Genomic DNA, 22,582 nt, shown 5'->3' on the forward strand with positions numbered 1-22,582 from the left:
AAGGTGTGTTTTTTGTATTAATGATGGTGATGCGCGTGGTGAAGGCTGCTAATCACAAATTCAGGCTCTGGAACGTGGAAATATTGAATCCATACGCCTTCTAAAAATTTCTCGCGTTTATCTAAAACGATATCGATATCTTTATCTGTTTTTACGATTTCATCATGTTCAGTCGGCGTATCGAATTTCCAATCATAATGCGCGTGATCACCGTGGTCGATAGTTACATATACACGAATCATTTTTCCTTGACCTTCTGGGCTAGCCAATGCATTTTTTAACACTTTTGCTGCGTTTCGATTAATTTTTACTTCCATTTCGAAAACTCCATTCTGTAACTTAGTATGTAAAGTATTTTCGCAAACTTAAACGAAAAAGAGAAATTTTTTGCCTGACGCTCCGTATAGAGTTGCTTCATTCCAACGTAATACGATACACTACACCATAATGAATAAACGAAAAAGGAGGGTATGATGAATGAAGATTGTTGTTTTGGGCGACACTCATATTCCAAAGAGAGCGAAACATTTTCCAAAAAAACTCCTAGCTGAACTGAAAACAGCTGATGCGATTATTCATACCGGAGATTTTCAAACGGTAGATGTATACAATGAACTGCGCGTTTTTGCTCCTGTACACGGTGTGAGTGGAAATGTAGACAGTGAAGAGCTTCAGCAAGTACTTCCAACTTCATTACTTCTTCCGTTTGATGATGTTACGATTGGCGTAACACACGGTCATGGAAAAGAAAAGACGACTGAAAAACGTGCACTTTTGGCATTTGAACATCAACAAGTGGACGCAGTAATTTTCGGTCATTCTCATATTCCTGTTCATAAACAAATTGGTGATATTACAATGTTTAATCCAGGTTCCGCTACTGACAAGCGGCGTCAGAAACAATTTTCGTTTGGACTGCTGTACATACAAAAAAACACGCTTCATTTTGAACATGTTTTTTATGATTCTAAAGACTAAAACAAGAGGGGAACTCTTGTTTTAGTCCGTTTACGTCGTGTGGTCTAAATGAGCAATATATTCGTGAAGCTTATTTTCTTCGTAATCGTTCAAGTCGTGCATTGGAATAACCTGCTGAGTTTGAGGATCCGTTCCTCTTACTTCTGCAATTTTTACTCCTTCTTTATAGATATTAAAAATATCTTTTTCTTCTCCGCGCTGAACCTTTTCTGTTTCAAACATTGAAAAAGACTTGCTGTTTTTACTTTCTTCCATTAAATTCACCTACTTTTTTTATCGTACTCTTATCTTTTCACTCCCATTGTTAATTATGTATACATTCGATGACTAAAGGAATATGAAGTCTTGCCGATAGAAAGGAAGTGCACGATCACTTTTAACTACAGAGAGAGAGGCTACATAGCATGGAGAGAGTAAGAAAAAAAAGGTCCCTTAATAACTTTAAGACAAAGCTGGTGCTAGCATTTGCAGCGATCTTATTAGTGCCATCTGTTACGATAGGTGTATCAGCTTACATAACAGCGAAACATGAAATTGAAAACCAAATTATTAACACAGCACAGCAAAATGTACAGTCCATTAATTCAGTAATTGACGATACCATTGGACCAAAAATTCATGATGTAGAGTTTTTTGCATCAGTGGTAAGCAACGAGCGCTACAATGAAAAAGATATGGCTACTTTAAGCAAAGATTTTAACTTATATGCTTCGCTTCATCCAGAAGCCATTAGCATTTTTACAGGAAATCAGCAGGGAAAGTTTATTCAATCGCCTAAAAAAGTGATGCAAGCAGGCTATGATCCTAGAAAACGAGATTGGTACAAGCTAGCCATGCAAAACAAAGGGAAAACAGTTGTCACTGAACCTTATCCCTCAGCCTCTACAGGTCAAACCGTTATTACTGTAGCAAAAACAACGGCGGATGGCACAGGGGTTATTGCTTTAAATTTAGATATAAGCCGCATCAATAAAGCTGTCAGCAAAGTGAAAATCGGAGAAAAAGGATATCCATTTCTTTTAGATGGAGAAAGAAAATATATTGTTCATCCTACGGAAAAAGCAGGTACAAAAGCGACAGATTCTCTTTTTGACAAGCTTTATGCAAAGAGCTCCGGATCTTTTGAATATACCTTTAACGGGGATGAAAAAAAGATGGTCTTTACGACAAATAAAACAACGAATTGGAAAGTTGCAGGTACGATGTACTCATCAGAAGTAAGTGAAGCAGCACAGCCTATCTTTTACAAAACGCTCTTTATTATCGTAGCTTGTCTGATAATCGGGAGTCTTACTATTTTAGTGGTGCTGCAATCGATTATTAAACCGCTCAAACAGCTTAAGAATCAGGCTCTGAGCGTTAGTGAAGGAGATCTAACAACAGCGATTACCGTCAATTCAAAGGATGAAATCGGCGAGTTAGGGTATGCTTTTAGTCATATGCAAAACAATCTTCGCACATTAATTCAAAATGTTGAAATGAGTGCAGAACAAGTGGCTGCTTCTTCAGAAGAGCTAACGGCCAGCTCACAGCAAACGAGCGCTGCGACTGAACAAGTATCAGTTGCGGTTCAAGAAGTGGCTTCTAGCGCGGAAAAACAAACGGCTGTTATTGACCAAAATGCAGCTTCTTTAGATGAGATTGTACAAGGAGTTTATACAATTGCCAAGCGTACAGAAACTGTTTCTCAGCTATCAAATCACACAACGTCTGAAGCCATAGAAGGCGGAAAAGCCGTGAGAGAAACGGTCGAACAAATGGAATCCATTTCTCAATCCGTCGAGCTGTCTAATACAACAATTCGTACTTTGTTTCAACGTTCAAAAGAAGTTGGAACTATTTTAGAAGTAATCAGCGGCATTGCTGCTCAAACAAATTTACTAGCCTTAAATGCTGCAATCGAAGCGGCACGAGCTGGGGAACATGGAAAAGGGTTTTCTGTTGTAGCAGCGGAAGTGAGAAAGCTGGCAGAACAATCACAAGTGTCCGCATCTCAAATTTCTGAGCTTATTCAAGCTATTCAACAAGATACTCAGGAGTCTGTACATACAATGGAGCAAGTAACAAATAAAGTGGAAGAAGGACGAACAATTTCACAAACGGCTATTCAAAAGTTTGAACAAATTCTAAGCAGTATGAATGAAACGGCTCCGCAAGTAGAAGAAGTTGCTGCGACTGCTCAGCAAATTTCAGCAGCCGTTGAAGAAGTAGCGCGCACAGCGGGTGAAATGGCGATCCTTGCTAAAGGAAATGCAGCTACATCTGAAGAAGTGGCTGCATCTACTGAAGAACAGCTCGCTTCAATGGAAGAAATCGCTGTTTCTGCACAATCTTTGTCTCAAATGGCAGAACAATTAACAGCGCTCATCAGCAAATTTAATTTGTAAACTTTCGTCAAATCGTCATAGACCTCTTTTATATTGGAAAAAGTAGAACATACACACATGAAAGAGGTGACAGTATCTGATGGAGCAAACAAAAATGACCTTTGAGCCAGCTTCAATTAACGACGATATGTATGCGAAGCTTAAACAGTTAGAAGAGCAGTTTCAACAAACGTTAGGAAAAAGAGTGGCTTTAGTTGCATACGAAGCTGAAAAATAAAGAAACAAAAAAAGAAAAGACCTGGTGTCTTTTCTTTTTTTTTATTTCAATAAGGTTAACATACATTAAATTACAAGTTTTTTTCATATGCTTTCTCAAAATAACACTAATATAGTGTAAAATTACACTATATTAGTGTTATTTCACTTTTTATATGGTATAATTTCACAGAAGTAAAGAAAGGAGCTTACAGTTTAGAATGAGGAAAAACGTGTTGTTAGGAACTTTTTTATCTTTTTATCTAGTAGGTTCATATGCCTCCTATCATATTTATAAACAGCAGCAAACCCGTCCTGTAACGGAGGATGTTGCACAGCTTCTTCCTACAAAAGTTAAAGAAATAAAGCATGGGACCACTGAAAAACAGCTTAAAAATTGGGTGAAAACTGCTTCACAGTATCATGAAAAAATAGCGATTTCAGGGATGCAGCACAGCCAAGGAGGGCAGACGTACTATCCTAATGCTATTTTACTTGATATGAAGCAGTACAATAAAATTATAGATTACAAGCCTCGCCAAAAAGAAATTACAGTTCAAAGCGGGACAACATGGAATGACATTCAGCAATATATACATAAAGACGGTCTTGCTCTTCAGGTTATGCAATCACAAAATATTTTTACCGTTGGAGGTTCTATTAGCGTGAACGTACACGGCAGAGATATTCGATACGGCTCTTTAATGGATACGGTCAAATCTATGCGTCTCCTGCAGGCGGACGGATCTATTATCGAGATTAGCCGGACAAAACACCCTGAGCTGTTTTCTTTAGTAAACGGAGGCTACGGGTTATTTGGGGTCATTTTAGATGTGACGCTTCGTTTGACGGATGATGAATGGTACGAAGATGAAATTATTCGCTTAGATTATAGACAGTATACAGCGTATTTTAAAAACTACGTACAGCATAACCCTGACGTTCGTATGCATATGGCGCGTATTTCTGTTTCTCCTAATCAATTGCTAACAGATATGTACGTTACAAACTATCGCTTATCTTCTCAGAACACTTCTACTGTAAAAGAACCGCTCAAAACAGAAAAAATAGTGGCGCTTCCTAAATTTATGCTAGGGCTGTCTCGGTACAGTGACTGGGGCAAAGATATGCTGTGGGAAACACAAAAGGCTTATTTCTTAAAACAAAATGGACGGCTTGAAACAAGAAATAATGTTATGCGTTCTGAAAGTGATTTTATGGAATACGAAAGTGCTAGCCGGACGGAAATTTTACAAGAATACTTTGTTCCAGTTGATGAATTTGCTCCTTACATCGATGATTTACGTCAAGTGTTAGCAACAGAGAAATTAAATTTACTGAACATTACTGTTCGCTATGTAGAAAAAGACAATAAAGCAGTCATGTCCTATGCAAAAGACGATATGTTTGCTCTCGTTTTACTTATTAACCAAAAAAAGGATCACCAAGGCATCTCTGATACACAAAGAGTTGTCCGGAAAATGGTGGATGTGACGCTGCAGCATCAGGGAAGCTATTATTTGCCTTACTACGGCTACCCAAGCAAGAAGCAGTTAGAAGAGGCTTACCCTCATACAACCGCCTTTTTTAATTTGAAAAGAAAATATGATCGGAACGAAACGTTTGTTAATTTATTTTATAAGGAGTATGGAAAATGACGTACAAACAACTCTTACATTCACAAAGCCTTATGATTACCGCAAGCAGTATTGTGTTTCCTTTTTACCTTTTATTGCTTCGGAATCTTGGCGATAGCTATTCACAATTTGGCTTAGCTTACGGAATTTTTGCTTTAACCGCAGCTTTGAGTCATCCGTTGATCGGTTCATGGAGTGACAGAGTAGGAGAAAAGCGCTTGCTTCTTTTATATACGTTTGGGATGGCCGTTGTTATGCTTGTGATTCCCGTTTTAACAACGATCACGCAGGTGTATATCATTCAAATTATAATGGGTCTGCTTGGAGCTCTTCAAAAAACAGCAGAAAAAATAGCGTTATCTAGGCAGACAGATCGTGCTCACACAGGAAAACAAGTAGGACACTATCATTTATGGACCTCTATATGGGCAGCCTTGGCCGTTATTGCAACAGGGTATATCATTGATTTTCTGACAATCGGAAGCCTTTTTTACATCACTTCGTTTATGTACGTAGCAGCAGGGGTATTAATATGGCAAAAACCAAAAACAATCGAGCTTGAACGCCACCATTCGCTGTAAAGCATATATGGACAGGTCACCTGAATTTTTTAGTTCGTACAGTAAGATACTATAAAAAATTTATGTTCTCCCGATATAAGTACTGAAAGGAGAAACGTTTATGCAAGGTATAAGTATATCAGGGCAAGATGCATGGTCTTCTATTATAGTATCGTTCGCTATTTTCATCATTATATGGGGTCTGATTCCAGGCTTGACTATAAAGTATGTATGTAAAAGTCAAACACTAGGTATAGCAAGTTTTTTTGTTGGTATTGCCTATGGGGTTAAAGCAGGTCATTTCCTTATTTAAATACGAATTGGTGTAAGTAAGGAAGCTTGGACCACTATTAGCTAAGTGGTAATGCCTTTTGTTTCCTGTTATTTTTTTAGAGCAATTCTCCATAATAACAGTTAAAGAGGTGAATCCGATGACCGATAACAACGTTGGGTTTGGAGTTAGCGGAGGCGAAGAGACTAGAAAAAAATCTACTGTTTCTAGTGAAGCTCCTATATCTAGTGATGTACAACAAAACCAAAAACAAGATAACTACGAAAAGCTTAGCCATCAACTAAATTCATTATCTGATGATGAATTTAGAGCAGATCGTGATGAAGATTAAGGGTTACCTATCAAAAAAGACTATTTAAATTAAATAAAGTATTATGAAAGTAAACTAAGTGGATTCCATGACTTTAACGTGATAGCATTAACTACTGGTACAAACATACCACTTGACTATTTTGACATGCTATTTTGTCAAAGTTCTTAGTTATTTCTTTGATAACTGAGAATTCATTTGTAACCTTTGAGTAGAGATATAAAGGTAATCCTTCACTTTAATAAGTGGAGGATTTTTTTTATCATTTCGTAATGATTTTGCGATTGTTTGGATTAGCGGGGATAAAACAGATACATTGTATACAATGTAAACGTCGTCATGTATAATGTAACTTATTCTTAGTTGAAAACTTGAATGAGCAGGATAGACATAGTCGAGATAAGCGGAGGCATACACCAGTGTCTAAGAAAATACATGATTTTAATGATATTATCCGAAAGCTGCGCAAAAAACTTTTTGGAAAAGGTCCAGAACGAATTCATACTGTATTTGTTCAAAATATGGCTATTTCAACTTTGTACGGCAACTTAACGCCAGCTGAAAAATTTATCGCGAGAACAACCGAAGGTAAAGAGACGGTACATATGGCAAGAACAAAGCTTATTCAAAACCTTTATGCTTCATCTCCTCCAGAGGGGCTTGAAGACTTGTTAGAAGCTAAGCTGGAGTACTTATTTTCTGATATCAAAGTGGAAGAAGATATTGCTGTTTCTGTGTTTGTGTTTGAAACTAATATTCAGTAGAAGAACAACGCAAAATACATAATTTAATTAAATGAAAGAGAAGTAGGATCTGCTTGTTTTTTATTTAGTTTTATTATAAATAATGATGACTGATATATTGTAAAGAAAGTGCAGGATTATTAGGCAGCATTCAAAAACCTTGTGTAAAAGGTGTTTTTGAGTGCTGCCTTTTTTAATTAAGGAGGAGTTTTATGGCATTTCACAAGCCGGATAAAATGTTAAACATCGCTTTAGAAGCGGGGGTTTCAAAGACGAAGTTATCCCTTTCTTCTATTCTTATGCTTGGGTTTCTAGGAGGCGCATTTATTGCGCTTGGTTTTTTACTAGATGTGCGCGTCATTGGTAATTTACCAGCTGAATGGGGAAGTTTATCAAATCTTTTAGGAGGGGCCGTCTTTCCTGTAGGTCTTATGCTGGTAGTACTTGGGGGAGCAGAGCTCATTACGGGGAATATGATGTCTGTCTCCATTGCCCTGTATGCAAGAAAAATTTCGCTTCGTCACTTGCTTCATAACTGGTTTTGGGTCACGCTTGCTAACTTTTTAGGTGCCGTATTTATTGCGTATTTCTTTGGACATATTGTCGGGTTAACAGAAACGGGGCCTTTTTTAGATAAAACGGTAGCAATTGCTCAAGCTAAAATTGACGACTCATTTTTTAAAACGCTTATTTCTGCCGTGGGCTGCAACTGGCTTGTATGTTTAGCTATTTGGCTTTCATACGGCGCTGACGACGTTACGGGGAAAATTCTTGGTATTTGGTTTCCGATTATGGCATTTGTTGCGATTGGCTTTCAGCACGTTGTAGCCAATATGTTTATTATTCCCGCCGCTATTTTTGCAGGTCATTTTACATGGATTGATTTTATGACAAATATTATCCCTACCTTTATTGGAAATATGATAGGTGGAGCTGTATTTGTAGGCCTTATTTATTTTTCTTCTTATCAACAGAAACAAAAAGAACGATTAAAAAAAGCTTCTTAATCAGGATTTATCAGTTGTCATTAAAAAAGCAGTCTCTTAGTAAAGAGGCTGCTTTTTTGATAGTGAAAGGTGAAAAAATGTACTTTTAACAATTTATGTATGATAACATATAAATCGATTAGAATATGGTACCATGAGCGTTTGAATCCACACTATTATTTTCATAATAATATTATGGTTAACTAGATGTTGATTAATACATTCGCAATTGAATATCTAGTACTACTTACTGTTTTATATGATTCATATGCAAATCATATTTAATAACTTACTAACGCTAACGGAGAGTGAAAAAATGAAGTTCATGCTTGCTGTTTTATTGATTATACTTGGTAGTATTTTAGTTGGTTTGACTAGTAACAGTCTAGGGGCGACAGGTAATAACATCATGCATTTAGCTGGAATTGGGTGCCTTATAGCAGCTATTTTTATAGCAAAAGGCAGAAAAGATATTAAACACCGTAAAAAAAAGGAATGCGATGTTTAATCACGCATTCTTTTTTGATGTGAGCAGTTTTAGGCCTTTGTCATCCACTTTTTCTTACGATTATTATAAAATAGAAAGTAACAGCTATACATACAGCAGTAAGGTGGTATTTAACAATGAAACAATTCAACAAAACAATCGGTATTGCAGCGCATGTGGATGCAGGGAAGACTACGTTTTCCGAGCAGCTTCTTTATCACACAAAAAGTATTAAACAGCGAGGAAGAGTTGACCACAAAGATTCGTTTCTTGATACTCATACGATTGAGAAAGAACGGGGCATTACGGTATTTGCTGACCAAGGAACTTTTTCATATAACGGTTCTACTTATTATTTAATTGATACACCTGGCCACGTCGATTTTTCACCTGAAATGGAACGTTCTATTCAAGTGATGGACTATGCGATTGTTATCTTAAGCGCAGTCGAGGGAGTGGAAGGGCATACAGAAACGGTTTGGCAGCTGCTTCAAAAACATCGTGTGCCCGTATTCTTTTTCATCAATAAAATCGATCGTGTAGGAGCAGATCCTGAACGTGTTATAAATGATATTAAACATAACTTAACCCCTGATGTTTTTGACATAACTTCAGAGCTTATAGACGGCTCGTTAAGTGAGGAACTTATTGAATTTACAGCTGAAAAAGATGAAGAACTTCTAAATGCATTTATGGAAGGCAAGAATGATCAAGCTTATTGGAAAGCGGCTATGCAAAAGCTTATTCAAGCCAATCAGATTTTCCCGTGTGCTTGTGGCTCAGCTTTGCAAGACATCGGTATTGAAAGTTTTTTAGAAAAGCTCGATTTGCTAACAGAAACTCACTACTCGCAGGAAGAAGCATTTTCAGGGCGTGTATATAAAATTCGGCACGATGAAAACGGCATGCGCATCACGTTTATCAAAGCTCTAAGCGGGACACTGCAAGTGCGTGATGAAGTGGCTTATGAAAAAAACGGAGAGCTATACGAAGAAAAAATCACTCAAATTCGTGCTTATAACGGAAGCACATTCAAAAACGTAAATGAAGGTTCAGCCGGCGAACTTTTTGCAGTTACAGGATTGACTTCCGCATCCGTTGGAGACGGTCTTGGAACGTTAAAAGAAATCCGCTCCTATGAACTTTTGCCTACGTTAAAATCAAAAGTTGTTTTTGAGCCTTCTGTTCATCCAAAAGAAGGAATTAAACTTTTTCAACTATTAGATGCCGAAGATCCTTCTTTACATATGACGTGGGAAGAAAGGACTCAAGAGCTTCATATTCATGTGATGGGAGCTATTCAGCTTGAAGTTCTCGAAAAACTGATAAAGGAACGTTTTAATATAAACGTACAGTTTGAAGAACCAGAAATTTTGTACAAAGAATCCATTGAAAATACAGTGATGGGCTACGGACATTTTGAACCGTTGAAACACTATGCAGAAGTTCATTTGAAAATAGAAGCAGCGGAACGAAACAGCGGAATTACCTTTGAAAATGCTTGTCACACCGATGATTTATCTGTTGGGTATCAAAATCTAGTCCGTCAGCATATATTTGAAAAGCCTCATCACGGTTTGCTGACAGGTTCGCCTATTACTGATCTAAAAGTAACGTTATGTACTGGACGAGCTCACAACAAGCATACAAGCGGAGGTGATTTTAGAGAAGCAACGTACCGTGCACTGCGACAAGGATTAGAAAAAGCCAAAAATATTGTGCTAGAACCGTATTATGATTTCAAAATTAAAGTAGATATTGATCAAATGGGGCGGGTATTAGCTGATGTTCAAAGCGCACACGGCCGTTTTGATTCTCCTCAAACAACCGAAAACAAAGCGATTATTACAGGAAAAGTTCCTGTTGCTACTTTTATGAACTACGGTTCGACGTTAGCATCTTTTACGCACGGAAAAGGGTCGATGTCTCTATTATTCGGAGGGTATGAACACTGTCATAATGAAGAAGAAGTTATTGAACGAATCCGCTACAATAAAGATGCGGATTCAGAATACAGCTCATCGTCCGTCTTTTGCGCAAAAGGACAAGGCTATACGGTTTCTTGGAAAGAAGCAGAGGAAAAAATGCACTGTTTATAACAAGCACTGTAGCAATCGCTACAGTGCTTTCTTCAGCTGTTTTCTCCATACCTTTACAATAAAAACCACATTATAGTATAGTTTACTTATATTTCTATAAATGAGGTGATAGAAGCATGGATACTACTGTTAAAACAACTAAAAGCGGGATAATAGGTGGAATTCTCGGAGGAATTTCACTTTTATATGTCATTATTAATACTTTATTGATCCTTAACTTTTTTACAGGACTTATTGCGGCTGAAAAACTTCAAGGACTGCCTATTGTAGCTCCTATCTTTTTAGTTCCGCTCATGATTGTTCCTGCAATTATTGGTTTCTTTATAAAAAAAGACAAGCTCTGTCTATGGGCGATTATTTTAAATATCATCTTGTTTCTTGTACCAATTGGCTACCATGTCATCGGTACGTTAGTATTCGGTCCTTAATCAAAAAACGAACAAACTTCAATATAAAGTTTGTTCGTTTTTTTATATCACATAACCACTATTGAGCCGGAGCAGTAGCTGTACTGCTGTTTTCGTCTTTCACCATCATCCTTACGCCTTGTACAACCGCAATTCCTTCCCATTTATCAAGATCAGGTTCAAGAAATTCTAAAGCAAACGTGTGAGGACGTAATGACAGAAACGAAGAAAGTGTGCGGACTTGAATGACAGGGACACCGGAACACAAAACGTCGAATTTGCGATCTGTTATATTCCCCGTAATTTCGTATGTATCGCCATCGTTTCTGATATAAAGATACTTCTTTTTAAAAAAAGTGAATTTCCGCTGAATCACGCCAACTTCATTTCCGTGGTGATCTGAAATGATCAGCTTTGGCATAAGGGCAAACATTTTAGATTTACCTGTAAATACAATCTCTTCGTCCTTTAAAATCTCAAATTTATTAGCAATAGATAACTTATATGCGACATTTCCGATAACGTCTTGTGATTCATTATAAATAGGAGATTCGCCTAACTCGAAAAACTTATCTTGCAAGATAATCCCTTGTTTCTCCATTTAAAAAACCTCCTTTTACAATATATTACCATATTTTACACCTTTTGAGTTTGGTAAGACCATTTTCATGGGTATTATTAAATAAAGTTCGTCCTTACGTGCTACGGATAATGAAAAGAATGAAAATAGGTTTCAAAGCTCATAATGTGTAAAGGAGACCTGCTTGTTATAGCACCAGGTAAACGTAAAGTAATTTTTAGATATTCAAAGTGCACCATACATAAGGAGATGATACTTTATGCCTCAATGGCACCCGCATCGTGAACAAAAAAACCTACCTGATGAATTTCCTGTTAATCCGCTTTTTTCTCGACAAGGAGAAGTGACGATTCCAAGGCTGCGTATCGGTGATCAAGGTATGCTTCCAGAAACAGCTTATCAAATCATTCATGACGAAATTGCTTTAGACGGAAATGCCCGCTTAAATTTAGCTACGTTTGTTACTACTTGGATGGAACCTGATGCAAAGCGTTTGTATGGAGAGTCTTTTGATAAAAATATGATTGATAAAGACGAGTATCCGCAGACAGCGGCTATTGAAGAGAGATGTGTACGTATTTTAGCGGATTTGTGGAATTCACCTAATCCTGATACAACGATGGGTGTTTCTACTACAGGTTCATCTGAAGCTTGTATGCTTGGTGGACTGGCGTTAAAAAGACGGTGGCAGAAACTGCGTAAAAGTAAAGGGCTATCAACAGACCGGCCGAACATTGTATTTAGTTCATCCGTTCAAGTGGTGTGGGAGAAGTTCGCAAACTATTGGGACGTAGAGCCTCGTTATGTGAACATTAATGCAGATCATCCTTATTTAGATCCAGAAGGCGTCATTAATGCGGTTGACGAAAATACAATTGGTGTCGTACCGATTCTTGGAGTGACGTATACAGGAGTTTACGAACCAATTGCTGCTATTGCAAAAGCATTGGATGAGTTGCAGGAAAAGACAGGATTAGATATTCCTATCCACGTAGACGCTGCTTCTGGAGGTTTTATCGCTCCGTTTCTTCAACCAGACCTTATCTGGGATTTCCGCTTGCCGCGAGTAAAGTCCATTAACGTATCGGGACACAAGTACGGTTTAGTCTATCCTGGTTTAGGGTGGGTGATTTGGAGAGAAAAAGAGGACTTGCCTGAAGATCTTATTTTCCGCGTTTCTTATTTAGGGGGCAACATGCCAACATTTGCGCTTAACTTCTCTAGACCAGGAGCACAAGTCCTTTTACAGTACTACAATTTCTTACGTTTAGGTAAAGAGGGCTATTATGCCGTGCAAAAAACCTCCCAAGAAAACGCGCTGTTTCTCAGCAAAGAAATTGGAGAAATGGAAGCATTCGAAATTATCGCCGATGGTTCAGATATCCCGGTTCTTGCTTGGAAACTAAAAGAAGGATACACGCCAAACTGGACTCTTTATGACTTGTCTAGACAATTACGCACGTATGGATGGCAAGTGCCTGGTTATCCACTCCCAGCAGACATGGAAGAAATCACAATCATGCGCATTGTTGTTAGAAATGGATTTTCAAGAGACCTTGCTCATTTATTTATGGTTAATTTCAAACAAGCCGTTGAATTTCTTAACTCATTGGATAGACCTGTTCTTAAAGACACGAAATACGACAATGGATTTCATCATTAACATCGATTACAAAAACACAAAGCCGTGTTATGAAAAATACATGGCTTTGTGTTTTTTATGCATAAAAAGATAATCTTTTCAAAAAAATACCATAAATTAAACAAGAAAATATTCTTATATTTTCTTAATTTTGGTATAATAACCCCTAAGGTTTTATAGTCCTTTAGAATTATATAAAACCTAAAAAAAGATAAAAAAAGGGGATAATAGTCTATGAAAATGTTGAAACTTGCTTTTGGTATTCCACTGTTAGCTATATTGCTAGCAGCCTGTAGCGAGGAGTCCAGTGAGACTGTATCGCAAAAAGAAGAGCCTACAGAGAAATCAACAGCGGTTCATACGAAAGAAAATGGCAATAAAACGGCTGTAAAAGAATCATCGCCGAATACATTACAAACAAAAGCATCAACCATTAAAAAAGCAGTTAATTCTAAAGAAGCTGATCGCGATTACTTATTAAACGTAATGAATGGTTATCAGTATATCCAAGTAGGTGACAATCAGTATATTTACTACGGGATTAATCAAGAGCAAAATGTTTTTTGTATGATGGAAGTTAATTTTGACGCCAGTGGTGATTATGTAGAAAACATCAATTTTGTTGATAATGCTTCAGAAGAACAAATTGCTTTGCTTCAAAACCAAATCCAAGAACAACAAAAGCAATTATCAGACCTTGAACAGCAACAAATGGAAAAAGAATTAGATGATTACTACGCGCAGCTAGAAGATGACCGACAAAAAGAAGAAGAGGCGCAGGCCAAGGCTGATGCAGAAGCTGAAGCTCAGGCAGAAGCAGATCGCAAAGCGGAAGAAGAACGTTTAGCAGAAGAAGAGAAGAAACAGCAGGAGGAAGAGGAAGCTCAGGCAAAAGCGGATGAGGAAGAAGCTGATGCTGAAGCTTCTTTAGAAGATGAGGTGCAAACAGAATCGGAATCAGAGCAAGAAGAAGATACAGAAGCCCTTGAGGAAGAGGAACCAGCCGAACAAACAGTTTCCCAAGAGCAAGCTATCCAGCTAGTTCGTGACCAACAAGGCATATCTGAAGATTCACCTTTCTTTGTAGCATATGATCACCTTGACGACTCAGGAAACTATATTATCCATGTTTATGAAAATGTTGTGGATAATGAAGAAACAGGAGAAGAACATACAGCTACACAAGGTTGGTATCAAGTAAGTCCTAGTGATGGGTCCATTACTGATGTTACGCTAGATGGTTACTAAATAAAAAGTCTTTATTAAAAGAAGCGTTCCTAAAAGGGGGTTGCATGGTAAAAGCCTACTTAACTAAGTAGGCTCTTTTAGAACCACATTTTTTTACACGTATTTTTACGATGAATGTCATATATTTGGCTGATGCCGTGTTTATCAAATTTATCAAGTAGCTTATCAGTTCCACGCTTCATTTTATAGTTCATTTCACTTTCAAGAGTCGTAGAACAGGGGATGCGAAGCTTAAAGCTTATATTCAAGGTGCTAAGAAATATAATTTTCTTATAATATGGGAATATGACTTCTAGGGGTTTTCCATAAAAATATTACAACAGGTTCATGTATAAAGGGCTGCAAATTGAGTTAAGCTCTGCATTTACAACCAGTTACCACTTTGGTCCAGTAGGTATTTCTTCAAGCATCATCATATGCTTTACTTTTGTCTTAGCATGTTTAACTTTTTTTTCAGCCTTTTCCAGAGCGTCAATTTTTTTAGTAAATGTATCAAAATAGGACTCCATCTCCTGTTGAAAGGCATCTTTTGCATTACCGGATTTCCAAGTAGTTAGTTCTTCTACTTTGTTTTTTACTAGTAGTTGTTCGGCGCGTAGGTTGGAAATGAAAGAGTCTAACTTTGTACTTAACGTATCCAAATCCTCTAATTCTCTTTTATATTTTTCTAATTTCTTTTCGTCTATCATTTTAAAACATCAGCCTCCACAAATGATGCCGCTGCAGCATTCAAGTTATTTGTCATTCGAGAGGTATCCTCAGCAAACCAACTACTAAGATTATGTGCTTGTCCAATTACTTCGTTCACGACACCTTCAGATATTTGAATACCATCTAACATTGTTGCATCCCGTTTAAAGGAAGAACAAAGCTCTTCAACACGTGACACATATCCTTCGAGCTCACTCGCTAAATTAATTAAGTGTTCCGGCATAACATTGATTGTTGCCATTTCTCCAGAAGTATATCTAGGGGACTGTGCTAAAGACTGACCAGTTAGAACGTTGGTAAGAATAGGGTTGTCTAAATTGCCTACACTATCAAATTTGAAGTGCTTCATAGCATGATAACCTTCTCCAGCTAGTGAACCCCATGCTCTTGAAACAGGATTGTATCTGTTTTTTGAGTTCGCAAGATCAAAAGAAGAACCGATGTAATATGCGGAACCAATGTATCTTTTATAAGGGTTAACAGCTCCAGAACTTATAGAGTCCTTAGGGTGAATGTAATTTACGATTTGTTTATCAAATTCTCCCTTAACTGCTTTCTCCTTTAAATCTTTAGGAAGCAGGTTGATAACACTTGGCCCGTTAAACGTAACAGCTTCTACATTATTTTTAGCAGCTGCATAAGATGCAACGGAACCAGCCAAAGAGTGTCCTGTTAACTTAATATTGTGATCAGGATATTCTTTCTTTACATCTTGAACAAGTTTATCTCCTTGTCGGAATTGATTCTTCTCGTGGAAATCAACAGACAATTCACCATTGTCATATTCAATATTTAACCCCAGACGATCAACTGTCTTACCCCGAACAATATATGTATAATCTGTTTTAACGTCTGGCCATGCGCGTCCTTGTTTAACATTCTCTATTGAGTTTGCTTCAGTGCCACGATAGGCAATAACAATATTCTTTTCGTTTTTGACAACTAATGCATCAAAACCAGTATCCACATCATGTATTTTGAATTTTTTATTATGAATTACCGTCCATTTTTCCTTACCATCTTCATAGTTAATAGTATAGGATTTCCTTGGCTTAATATCATAGGCAAAGCCGCTTAGTTCCCTATAGGTTCTATCCCTTATATCTGTAATCATAATTGAAGCCTCTTTCCCTATTAGTGTATAATTCTATTATATAAGAATTTCCAAGAATTTGGAGAGATATGGATGATTAAAAAGAAATTGTTTGGCATTATTTTTATAATTGGAACTTTATTAATAGCAGGATGTGGCAGGGAGGACGACAAAGATATGAAAGAGATAGAGGAAACTGCTTCACATGTAGCTTCGGAATACATGAAAGTAGAAGAGAAGATGGATTTTATTGTTACTAGTGTAGATTTTTTCGATGGTCAAGGGGTAACAACTGTAGCTGTTAATGGACATGAAAAGGGGAAGAAGAAAGAACTAGCAGTTATCATTGATTATGGTGATGATTATAGAGTACAGGGAACAGCGGAGAATTAAATAAAAAAAGCAAAACTCCCGGTAGTTACGTATACCTGGGAGTTTTGCTTGTGAAATACATTATCAATAGTAGCTACGATTATTCTAACTGTGCAGGTTAGATTAGGACAATATGTAATGACTTAGCATTGACTTCGTCAAACTTGTTTAAATATCATTAATGCAGATTACAAAGATGAATATGGACTGGTCTTAGTTCAAAAACGCCATAATAAATTCGAACTGTCTGTAAACGGTACTACACTTTATCCACGTTTAAAAATAAACTATCCTTTTGTCAGATGGATTGATCATAAGCATTTTTTGATAATGAATCCCAGAACCAAGGGAGAAAAGCACAATTTGTTTATTATGAATATTGAGGGAGAAGTCATGCGGTCATTCTATTGTGGAAATGCTGTACAAGACATAGCTGTTAGTAAAGAAGGAATATGGTGCAGCTATTTTGACGAAGGCGTTTTTTGGTGAAGGGATATCAACAGAAGGGTTAGTATTATTTGATCATACAGGTTTACCAACTTTTCAATATCACTCTCATTTACCAGATGCTCCGTCCATTGAAGATTGTTATGCAATTTGCAGAGGTGAAAATACAACACTTTGGTTATATCCATATACAGATTTTGAGTTAATTCAAGTAAATCCCGAGAAAAATTCCTTCATTTCACATCAAACTCCTGGAACGTTACATGGATCACAAGCGATAAGTATTAGAGGAAAATATAGTTATTTTTACAGCCCATACAACAAGGGGGGGAACTTTATACAGTTGGAAACCAGGAGAGAGCAGTGTTAAAAAAATAGGTAAGTTAAGCGGAACCCTTAGAGGGCTAGATACAAGACAAAAAGCTCACTTTATAGGGGGTAAGGAAAAGAACATAAAAGTTTACACCATCATGAATCCTAAAGAGTATTAAAACGTAAATTTAGATTCCCTTAACTAGGGAGCAAAGAGAAAAAACGAAGGAGCTTTTATGGGACAAAATTATTTTTCTAACTATCTATTTGCAGAGTTGTCTTAATAGAAGAAAAAACGTTAGTGTAGATGGGTTTATACAGTATCTTGCCGGCTGGGGAACCGAACTAAAGTTTGAATTTGAAACAGATTTGACTTATATAGATTCGTTTATTCAAGGGTTAGAATCCAATTAAAGAAATTTAAATTATATAAATCAAAGAGGTAATGTATTGTATGAAAAATTGGTTCAAAAAATATTCTAACAATAAAAAAAATGAGGATAATACACCTTGGCAATTAGATAATGTTTACAAAAGAAATAAAGAATCTCCTTATACATTTTACAAGCCAAGCAAAGCGGTGACGGATAAATTAAAAGCGGGAGACCTAGTGAAGTTAATTTTCTTTAGTGATTCAGATCAAGCTGGTTACAAAGGAGAAAGAATGTGGGTGGAAATTACGGATAGAAACAAAGAGAACTTTTTTGGAAAGCTTGATAATGAACCTTATCATTTAAAGAGCTTAAAACTTGGTCAAACCCTGCATTTCGATACTGAACATATTTGTGATACTGAATATGAAGACGATGATGCTGCAAAGATGGACTATTACTTTGATACCCTCGTAACAGTTAGCAATGATGTTTTAGAAAGAAACGAGTTTAATTTTTTGTTAAAAGATAAACCAAACGAACCAAATGATTCAGGATGGGTTATCTTTAGCGGACACGAAGAAGATGAGTTCAACAGTAATCCAGATAATTTTCAAATTGTAGCTCTAGGAGTCGTTTTAAATGTTGATGACTCAATTTTAGCTTTTATAAATGAATCACCGCTATGTGCTTACGAAAGAAATGAGTTTGGGCAATTTGATAAAATTCATGACTACGATTGGGAAACATACCTTAGTGAGTGAAGCCTTGAAACTAGTAACTTGAAAAGTTTGTATGACAAGCGGGTGGGGGGGAAGAAGTTATTCTTTTTCCTTTTTTTTTGCGCTTCTACATTAAATCAACTACTATCACACTGATTCATAGCTACTGTAAACTTGTGATGCAAAATTGTAAAGTTCTAGGATAAACCATAAGGAAATTACTTAATTACATATAAAATGATACGTACTGGCGTATTCAGGCAATTGCGATTAAGTGAGCGGCCATTTTAACCATTTCTAAGATATAATCCATAGCTTGTACATAATTTAATTCATTTGACTTAAAGTTCGTCATTTAGGCGATTTTTAAGAGTTCTGTTTACAGCCAGCAAATTAAACTTATAAAAGCAAAAACTAGCTGACTTGAAAGAGAACTTACACACTTTAAGGAAAAAGTAAAAGATGATAGGTATTCTAAGGATTTAAGAGTAAGGGAGACCTCAATGATTTTATTTCTTTTTCTAGTTTACATAATATATATTCTAGGAACCAATAGATAAAACACAAATTCTGTCTCATTTCTAAAGTATACTTATGATAGTGAGACAGAATTTAAAAAATGAGATAAGGTTTATATTTATATCAATCGACTCACTAAACTAATTATCAACAAGATTTGTTCTAATTGAACAATTGTAGATATGATTTTATAGAAATACATATGAATTTCACCAGTTTATTTTCAGGATTGATCAGTTCGATTGATGTTTAGATTATATTTAGAGAGTTTGAAAAATGAATGAGTTTACTTATAGAAATTAAGTTTTACACTCATTCATTTTTTCTCATCGTATTCTCAATGAACCCTTTACAAAACGATGAAATCTGTTTGTGTTTGATATCTTAAGGATTTATTTGCTACTGAACGTATATTTTTCATTTAGTACATATGTTTGCATTAAATGGATTTTTATTCATTTATAAAAGTAAAAACCTCGTATTTTCTGTAATAAAATACACTGATTAGTATTTTTATTCTATAAGATTCTATGTTAAAATCACAACAAACCCCTTTCCTATCAGCTTTTTAGTGATTTTAGTTGTAGTTTCCTTTTTCATCGGGTATAATATTAAACAAATAGATGACGGTATAAATTGGATGTCATTATCCAGTTTTAAAGGAGCGATACTCATGAACATTACAATTTATTATGGAAATCATGAAGATAAAACAATTCATACAATGGATTGTCACGTAGATATCGATTTAGATGATGAAGATATGGTAGCTTTAACAGAAGCTCGTTAATGAATATATAAAAGGCTGTGGATGCTTTTCATCTGCAGCCTTTTATTTTTTTGCTCACCCTCTTCTTTTCCATCTTTTAATGACCGCTACGTTTTAAGATCATTAGCTACTTTTATTATAAAATTTCAAATTCTCCGTTAACTTCTCTTTACTTTTCGACACATTTTTTGTATCATTAGATAAGAACATATGTTCGATTTATTTTTTATCGTATTGATGATCACAAGGAGTGTTTTTGAATGACGGTACGAAAAAGAAAAAGAAAGAAGCTCCCTCCTACCCTATCCAATACAGGCTTTATTGGAGCAACGTTTGCTGATACAGATGAATTAGCACGCAACGAATATCACTTTCCTCGTAAACAAATGAAAATTACCCATCATGTCTTAGATGCCTTGCTTCAAGGGGCAACGCACTTATTTCAACAGCATAAAGTTGAAGCCGCTATCTCATGCGTGTATCTGCCTAAGTACAAAAAGATCGGTTTGGTTCTTTCTAAACAGCCTTTTGGCCGCGATGAAGGCATTGGGTATTTTATTAATTACTTAAAGGAAATCGGACATATTGAATGGGATGAAAAAACGAAAGACTACGAAATACATAATACGAGTTTTATCGGCGTGGTATTTGCAGATCTAGAAAAAATTGCTAAGTTCACCTTCGACTTTGAGTTAGAATTACTGTCAAAGTTCGTCAAGGACTTAATTATTCCCGCTAAAGAGCTATTCTTGCAGCATAATGTAAAAGCGTATCTCTCAGGCGTTGAAAATGAAGATCAGCATAAAGTAGGGTTTGTTTTATCGATTAAGCCTTATGATGAACGTAAGGAAGCAGACTTATATTTTGTGGAGTATTTAAAAGAACGTGGTTTATACGAAGAGGACGAGTCTGAAGAAGAGCTAGTACCTATTCATACAAAATGGAGCTTATTTAAATAACATACGTTATACCCGCTGTCGTAATAAGACAAGCGGGTCTTTTTTTGCTTTTTTACTAAAACCCAAAACAAATTAGTAGCAAGTACTAATAGTTAGTAATATAATAATAGTAATGATAAAAAATCATTGATATCTATAATATAAGGAGTCGTTTTTATGATTCAACTAAAAGATTTAGTTCCAAGTGAACATTACAACTTAACAGAGGAAATTGAAAAACATGCATCCGATCAGCTTGCGCTAAAGTGGCAGGACGATGACGGTGTGCGTGAAGAAATTACATATAACCAGCTGTTAGCAAAAGCAAACAAAGTAGCAAACGGGCTAACGGATCTAGGCTTAACAAAAGGTGATCACGTGTTGGTTATCGCACCTCGCCTTATTGAATCGTATGCTATTTACTTAGCATGCTTAAAAGCAGGTATTATTGTAATTCCTTCTTCAGAACTATTACGCGCAAAAGATATCCAATATCGTTTACATCACGCTGAAGCAAAAGCGATTATTTCTTACCATCCTTTCTGCAATGAGATCGATAAGATTGAAAACTTCCCTACTTCTCTACAACATAAAATTACATTTGGTGCTGATGTTACGTCGTGGACGCGCTTAGAGTCACTTACAGCGGATGCATCAGAACAGTTCCAAGCAGCTAAAACAACTAAGGATGATACGGCATTCCTTCCTTATACATCTGGTACAACAGGACAGCCAAAAGGCGTTGTTCATACTCATGGATGGGCTTATGCTCACCTTCGTATCGCTGCTGCTGAATGGTTAGATATTAAAAAAGGCGATACGGTCTGGGCAACAGCAGGTCCTGGTTGGCAAAAATGGATTTGGACTCCGTTTTTATCTGTACTTGGACAAGGTGCAACGGGCATTATCTATAACGGACGTTTTGAACCTAAAAAGTTTTTAGAAATTTTACAGGATGAAAAAGTAAACGTACTGTGCTGCACGCCAACAGAGTATCGCTTTATGGCTAAAATTGATGAGCTTGAACGTTTTGACTTGTCTCACCTTCATAGCGCTGTCTCTGCCGGAGAACCGCTAAACGAAGAAGTGATTAATGTGTTTAAAAAATATTTTAATATCCAAGTTCGTGATGGATACGGCCAAACGGAGAATACTCTTTTAATCGGTACCTTAAAAGGTGTAAAAACGAAGATTGGTTCAATGGGTAAACCGATGCTTGAAGGGTTTGTAGAAATCATTAATGAAGACGGCGAGCCTTGTAAGCCTGGAGAAGTTGGAGACATTGCCGTTCGTAGAGACCTCCCTTCTCTTTTCAAGCACTACTATAAAGACATGGAGCGCACTGAGAAAACGTATAAAGGAAACTACTATTTAACAGGCGACCGCGCTTCTAAAGATGAAGATAACTATTACTGGTTCCAAGGACGCGGAGATGATATCATTATCAGTTCCGGCTATACAATTGGGCCATTTGAAGTTGAAGATGCATTAATTAAGCATCCAGCGGTGAAAGAATGTGCCGTTATAGCTAGCCCAGATGCTGATCGCGGCCATGTTGTAAAAGCGTATGTGGTTCTTGTCGATCATGCAAAAACAACAGATGCAGGGTTTATTAAAGAGCTGCAAAATCACGTAAAGACTTTAACTGCACCTTACAAATATCCTCGCGTAATTGAATTTATTGATGAATTGCCAAAAACTAATTCAGGTAAAATTCGACGTGTGGAACTTCGTGAACGCGAGCAACAAAAAGCATAATAAATGAAAAAAAGACGTA

At 36.6% G+C, this 22,582-nt stretch carries 24 protein-coding genes; 19 read left to right on the top strand and 5 right to left on the bottom strand.

All coding sequences use genetic code 11. The features are described from left to right. Positions 1–17 precede the first annotated feature (17 nt). Entirely contained in the window at positions 18–317 is a 300-nt protein-coding gene (locus tag ACO1DI_RS13110; RefSeq protein WP_013083290.1) for a hypothetical protein, read from the bottom strand. 160 nt (positions 318–477) lie between these two features. On the opposite strand from ACO1DI_RS13110, the gene ACO1DI_RS13115 reads away from it, so the two are divergent. Continuing rightward, positions 478–978: a metallophosphoesterase family protein gene (locus ACO1DI_RS13115; protein WP_115654008.1), complete on the top strand. Its 501-nt coding sequence runs from the start codon at positions 478–480 to the stop codon at positions 976–978. A 30-nt stretch (positions 979–1,008) separates the two neighbouring features. Here the strand turns inward: ACO1DI_RS13115 and ACO1DI_RS13120 are convergent, their stop codons facing one another. After that, positions 1,009–1,233 carry a hypothetical protein gene (locus tag ACO1DI_RS13120; RefSeq protein WP_014459961.1) on the bottom strand — a complete coding sequence of 75 codons (225 nt, stop codon included), beginning with the start codon at positions 1,231–1,233 and terminating at the stop codon, positions 1,009–1,011. Between the two features lie 149 nt (positions 1,234–1,382). Here ACO1DI_RS13120 and ACO1DI_RS13125 point away from each other — a divergent pair, with 149 nt between their 5' ends. From ACO1DI_RS13125 to ACO1DI_RS13175, 11 genes are all read left to right on the top strand, one after another. Then, positions 1,383–3,365 (top strand): methyl-accepting chemotaxis protein, encoded by a 1,983-nt coding sequence (locus ACO1DI_RS13125; RefSeq protein WP_243556765.1) that lies wholly within the window; start codon positions 1,383–1,385, stop codon positions 3,363–3,365. 79 nt (positions 3,366–3,444) lie between these two features. Next, a complete protein-coding gene (locus tag ACO1DI_RS13130; protein ID WP_208732275.1) occupies positions 3,445–3,582 on the top strand; it encodes a hypothetical protein in 138 nt (45 codons plus the stop codon). 199 nt (positions 3,583–3,781) lie between these two features. Continuing rightward, entirely contained in the window at positions 3,782–5,218 is a 1,437-nt protein-coding gene (locus tag ACO1DI_RS13135) for an FAD-binding oxidoreductase (protein WP_423145356.1), read from the top strand. After that, positions 5,215–5,778, top strand: coding sequence for an MFS transporter (locus ACO1DI_RS13140; RefSeq protein ID WP_014459965.1), 564 nt, complete (start codon positions 5,215–5,217; stop codon positions 5,776–5,778). The genes ACO1DI_RS13135 and ACO1DI_RS13140 overlap by 4 nt, the downstream gene beginning before the upstream one ends. A gap of 100 nt (positions 5,779–5,878) precedes the next feature. Then, on the top strand, positions 5,879–6,070 hold the full coding sequence (locus ACO1DI_RS13145) for a hypothetical protein (protein ID WP_025751820.1): 192 nt from the start codon (positions 5,879–5,881) through the stop codon (positions 6,068–6,070). A gap of 118 nt (positions 6,071–6,188) precedes the next feature. Next, positions 6,189–6,380 (top strand): hypothetical protein, encoded by a 192-nt coding sequence (locus tag ACO1DI_RS13150; protein ID WP_014459966.1) that lies wholly within the window; start codon positions 6,189–6,191, stop codon positions 6,378–6,380. A 398-nt stretch (positions 6,381–6,778) separates the two neighbouring features. Beyond that, positions 6,779–7,123 carry a DUF2294 domain-containing protein gene (locus ACO1DI_RS13155; RefSeq protein ID WP_243556770.1) on the top strand — a complete coding sequence of 115 codons (345 nt, stop codon included), beginning with the start codon at positions 6,779–6,781 and terminating at the stop codon, positions 7,121–7,123. A 191-nt stretch (positions 7,124–7,314) separates the two neighbouring features. Further along, positions 7,315–8,109, top strand: a complete 795-nt coding sequence (locus ACO1DI_RS13160) for a formate/nitrite transporter family protein (RefSeq protein WP_048020790.1) — start codon at positions 7,315–7,317, stop codon at positions 8,107–8,109. Positions 8,110–8,347: 238 nt separating this feature from the next. Then, the gene (locus tag ACO1DI_RS13165; RefSeq protein WP_423145357.1) at positions 8,348–8,596 is read left to right on the top strand and encodes a hypothetical protein; all 249 of its coding nucleotides are present in this window, start codon (positions 8,348–8,350) and stop codon (positions 8,594–8,596) included. Between the two features lie 116 nt (positions 8,597–8,712). Next, on the top strand, positions 8,713–10,674 hold the full coding sequence (locus ACO1DI_RS13170; RefSeq protein ID WP_243556772.1) for a GTP-binding protein: 1,962 nt from the start codon (positions 8,713–8,715) through the stop codon (positions 10,672–10,674). A gap of 116 nt (positions 10,675–10,790) precedes the next feature. Continuing rightward, positions 10,791–11,102, top strand: a complete 312-nt coding sequence (locus tag ACO1DI_RS13175) for a hypothetical protein (RefSeq protein WP_115654000.1) — start codon at positions 10,791–10,793, stop codon at positions 11,100–11,102. 58 nt (positions 11,103–11,160) lie between these two features. Here ACO1DI_RS13175 and ACO1DI_RS13180 read toward each other — a convergent pair whose 3' ends face one another. Then, positions 11,161–11,682: a hypothetical protein gene (locus tag ACO1DI_RS13180; RefSeq protein ID WP_014459972.1), complete on the bottom strand. Its 522-nt coding sequence runs from the start codon at positions 11,680–11,682 to the stop codon at positions 11,161–11,163. Positions 11,683–11,920: 238 nt separating this feature from the next. On the opposite strand from ACO1DI_RS13180, the gene ACO1DI_RS13185 reads away from it, so the two are divergent. Together ACO1DI_RS13185 and ACO1DI_RS13190 are read left to right on the top strand one after the other, a co-directional pair. Continuing rightward, positions 11,921–13,324: a glutamate decarboxylase gene (locus tag ACO1DI_RS13185; protein WP_243549366.1), complete on the top strand. Its 1,404-nt coding sequence runs from the start codon at positions 11,921–11,923 to the stop codon at positions 13,322–13,324. Between the two features lie 213 nt (positions 13,325–13,537). Continuing rightward, on the top strand, positions 13,538–14,551 hold the full coding sequence (locus tag ACO1DI_RS13190) for a hypothetical protein (protein ID WP_226556318.1): 1,014 nt from the start codon (positions 13,538–13,540) through the stop codon (positions 14,549–14,551). A gap of 374 nt (positions 14,552–14,925) precedes the next feature. Here ACO1DI_RS13190 and ACO1DI_RS13195 read toward each other — a convergent pair whose 3' ends face one another. Both ACO1DI_RS13195 and ACO1DI_RS13200 read right to left on the bottom strand, forming a co-directional pair. Then, on the bottom strand, positions 14,926–15,240 hold the full coding sequence (locus ACO1DI_RS13195; RefSeq protein WP_423145358.1) for a WXG100 family type VII secretion target: 315 nt from the start codon (positions 15,238–15,240) through the stop codon (positions 14,926–14,928). After that, a complete protein-coding gene (locus ACO1DI_RS13200; RefSeq protein WP_423145359.1) occupies positions 15,237–16,376 on the bottom strand; it encodes a lipase family protein in 1,140 nt (379 codons plus the stop codon). Before ACO1DI_RS13200 ends, ACO1DI_RS13195 begins: the two co-directional genes overlap by 4 nt. 72 nt (positions 16,377–16,448) lie before the next feature. Here ACO1DI_RS13200 and ACO1DI_RS13205 point away from each other — a divergent pair, with 72 nt between their 5' ends. From ACO1DI_RS13205 to mbcS, 5 genes are all read left to right on the top strand, one after another. Then, positions 16,449–16,748, top strand: a complete 300-nt coding sequence (locus tag ACO1DI_RS13205) for a hypothetical protein (RefSeq protein WP_074897354.1) — start codon at positions 16,449–16,451, stop codon at positions 16,746–16,748. Positions 16,749–17,193: 445 nt separating this feature from the next. Further along, positions 17,194–17,544, top strand: coding sequence for a hypothetical protein (locus ACO1DI_RS13210; RefSeq protein ID WP_423145360.1), 351 nt, complete (start codon positions 17,194–17,196; stop codon positions 17,542–17,544). Between the two features lie 396 nt (positions 17,545–17,940). Continuing rightward, positions 17,941–18,621, top strand: coding sequence for an immunity protein Imm33 domain-containing protein (locus ACO1DI_RS13215; protein ID WP_423145361.1), 681 nt, complete (start codon positions 17,941–17,943; stop codon positions 18,619–18,621). A gap of 1,506 nt (positions 18,622–20,127) precedes the next feature. Further along, positions 20,128–20,826, top strand: coding sequence for a hypothetical protein (locus ACO1DI_RS13220; RefSeq protein ID WP_014459981.1), 699 nt, complete (start codon positions 20,128–20,130; stop codon positions 20,824–20,826). Between the two features lie 156 nt (positions 20,827–20,982). Then, the gene (gene mbcS, locus ACO1DI_RS13225; RefSeq protein WP_208732280.1) at positions 20,983–22,563 is read left to right on the top strand and encodes an acyl-CoA synthetase MbcS; all 1,581 of its coding nucleotides are present in this window, start codon (positions 20,983–20,985) and stop codon (positions 22,561–22,563) included. Positions 22,564–22,582: the final 19 nt, after the last annotated feature.

This window comes from Priestia sp. 40 (genome assembly GCF_049368575.1).
Taxonomy (GTDB): Bacteria; Bacillota; Bacilli; order Bacillales; family Bacillaceae_H; genus Priestia; species Priestia zanthoxyli.

Bases quoted from the DNA above. Each gene is read 5' to 3' on its own strand.
- ACO1DI_RS13110 (WP_013083290.1), bottom strand. From the start codon at position 317: ATGGAAGTAAAAATTAATCGAAACGCAGCAAAAGTGTTAAAAAATGCA.
- ACO1DI_RS13115 (WP_115654008.1), top strand. From the start codon at position 478: ATGAAGATTGTTGTTTTGGGCGACACTCATATTCCAAAGAGAGCGAAA.
- ACO1DI_RS13120 (WP_014459961.1), bottom strand. From the start codon at position 1,233: ATGGAAGAAAGTAAAAACAGCAAGTCTTTTTCAATGTTTGAAACAGAA.
- ACO1DI_RS13125 (WP_243556765.1), top strand. From the start codon at position 1,383: ATGGAGAGAGTAAGAAAAAAAAGGTCCCTTAATAACTTTAAGACAAAG.
- ACO1DI_RS13130 (WP_208732275.1), top strand. From the start codon at position 3,445: ATGGAGCAAACAAAAATGACCTTTGAGCCAGCTTCAATTAACGACGAT.
- ACO1DI_RS13135 (WP_423145356.1), top strand. From the start codon at position 3,782: ATGAGGAAAAACGTGTTGTTAGGAACTTTTTTATCTTTTTATCTAGTA.
- ACO1DI_RS13140 (WP_014459965.1), top strand. From the start codon at position 5,215: ATGACGTACAAACAACTCTTACATTCACAAAGCCTTATGATTACCGCA.
- ACO1DI_RS13145 (WP_025751820.1), top strand. From the start codon at position 5,879: ATGCAAGGTATAAGTATATCAGGGCAAGATGCATGGTCTTCTATTATA.
- ACO1DI_RS13150 (WP_014459966.1), top strand. From the start codon at position 6,189: ATGACCGATAACAACGTTGGGTTTGGAGTTAGCGGAGGCGAAGAGACT.
- ACO1DI_RS13160 (WP_048020790.1), top strand. From the start codon at position 7,315: ATGGCATTTCACAAGCCGGATAAAATGTTAAACATCGCTTTAGAAGCG.
- ACO1DI_RS13165 (WP_423145357.1), top strand. From the start codon at position 8,348: ATGATTCATATGCAAATCATATTTAATAACTTACTAACGCTAACGGAG.
- ACO1DI_RS13170 (WP_243556772.1), top strand. From the start codon at position 8,713: ATGAAACAATTCAACAAAACAATCGGTATTGCAGCGCATGTGGATGCA.
- ACO1DI_RS13175 (WP_115654000.1), top strand. From the start codon at position 10,791: ATGGATACTACTGTTAAAACAACTAAAAGCGGGATAATAGGTGGAATT.
- ACO1DI_RS13180 (WP_014459972.1), bottom strand. From the start codon at position 11,682: ATGGAGAAACAAGGGATTATCTTGCAAGATAAGTTTTTCGAGTTAGGC.
- ACO1DI_RS13185 (WP_243549366.1), top strand. From the start codon at position 11,921: ATGCCTCAATGGCACCCGCATCGTGAACAAAAAAACCTACCTGATGAA.
- ACO1DI_RS13190 (WP_226556318.1), top strand. From the start codon at position 13,538: ATGAAAATGTTGAAACTTGCTTTTGGTATTCCACTGTTAGCTATATTG.
- ACO1DI_RS13195 (WP_423145358.1), bottom strand. From the start codon at position 15,240: ATGATAGACGAAAAGAAATTAGAAAAATATAAAAGAGAATTAGAGGAT.
- ACO1DI_RS13200 (WP_423145359.1), bottom strand. From the start codon at position 16,376: ATGATTACAGATATAAGGGATAGAACCTATAGGGAACTAAGCGGCTTT.
- ACO1DI_RS13205 (WP_074897354.1), top strand. From the start codon at position 16,449: ATGATTAAAAAGAAATTGTTTGGCATTATTTTTATAATTGGAACTTTA.
- ACO1DI_RS13215 (WP_423145361.1), top strand. From the start codon at position 17,941: ATGAAAAATTGGTTCAAAAAATATTCTAACAATAAAAAAAATGAGGAT.
- ACO1DI_RS13220 (WP_014459981.1), top strand. From the start codon at position 20,128: ATGACGGTACGAAAAAGAAAAAGAAAGAAGCTCCCTCCTACCCTATCC.
- mbcS (WP_208732280.1), top strand. From the start codon at position 20,983: ATGATTCAACTAAAAGATTTAGTTCCAAGTGAACATTACAACTTAACA.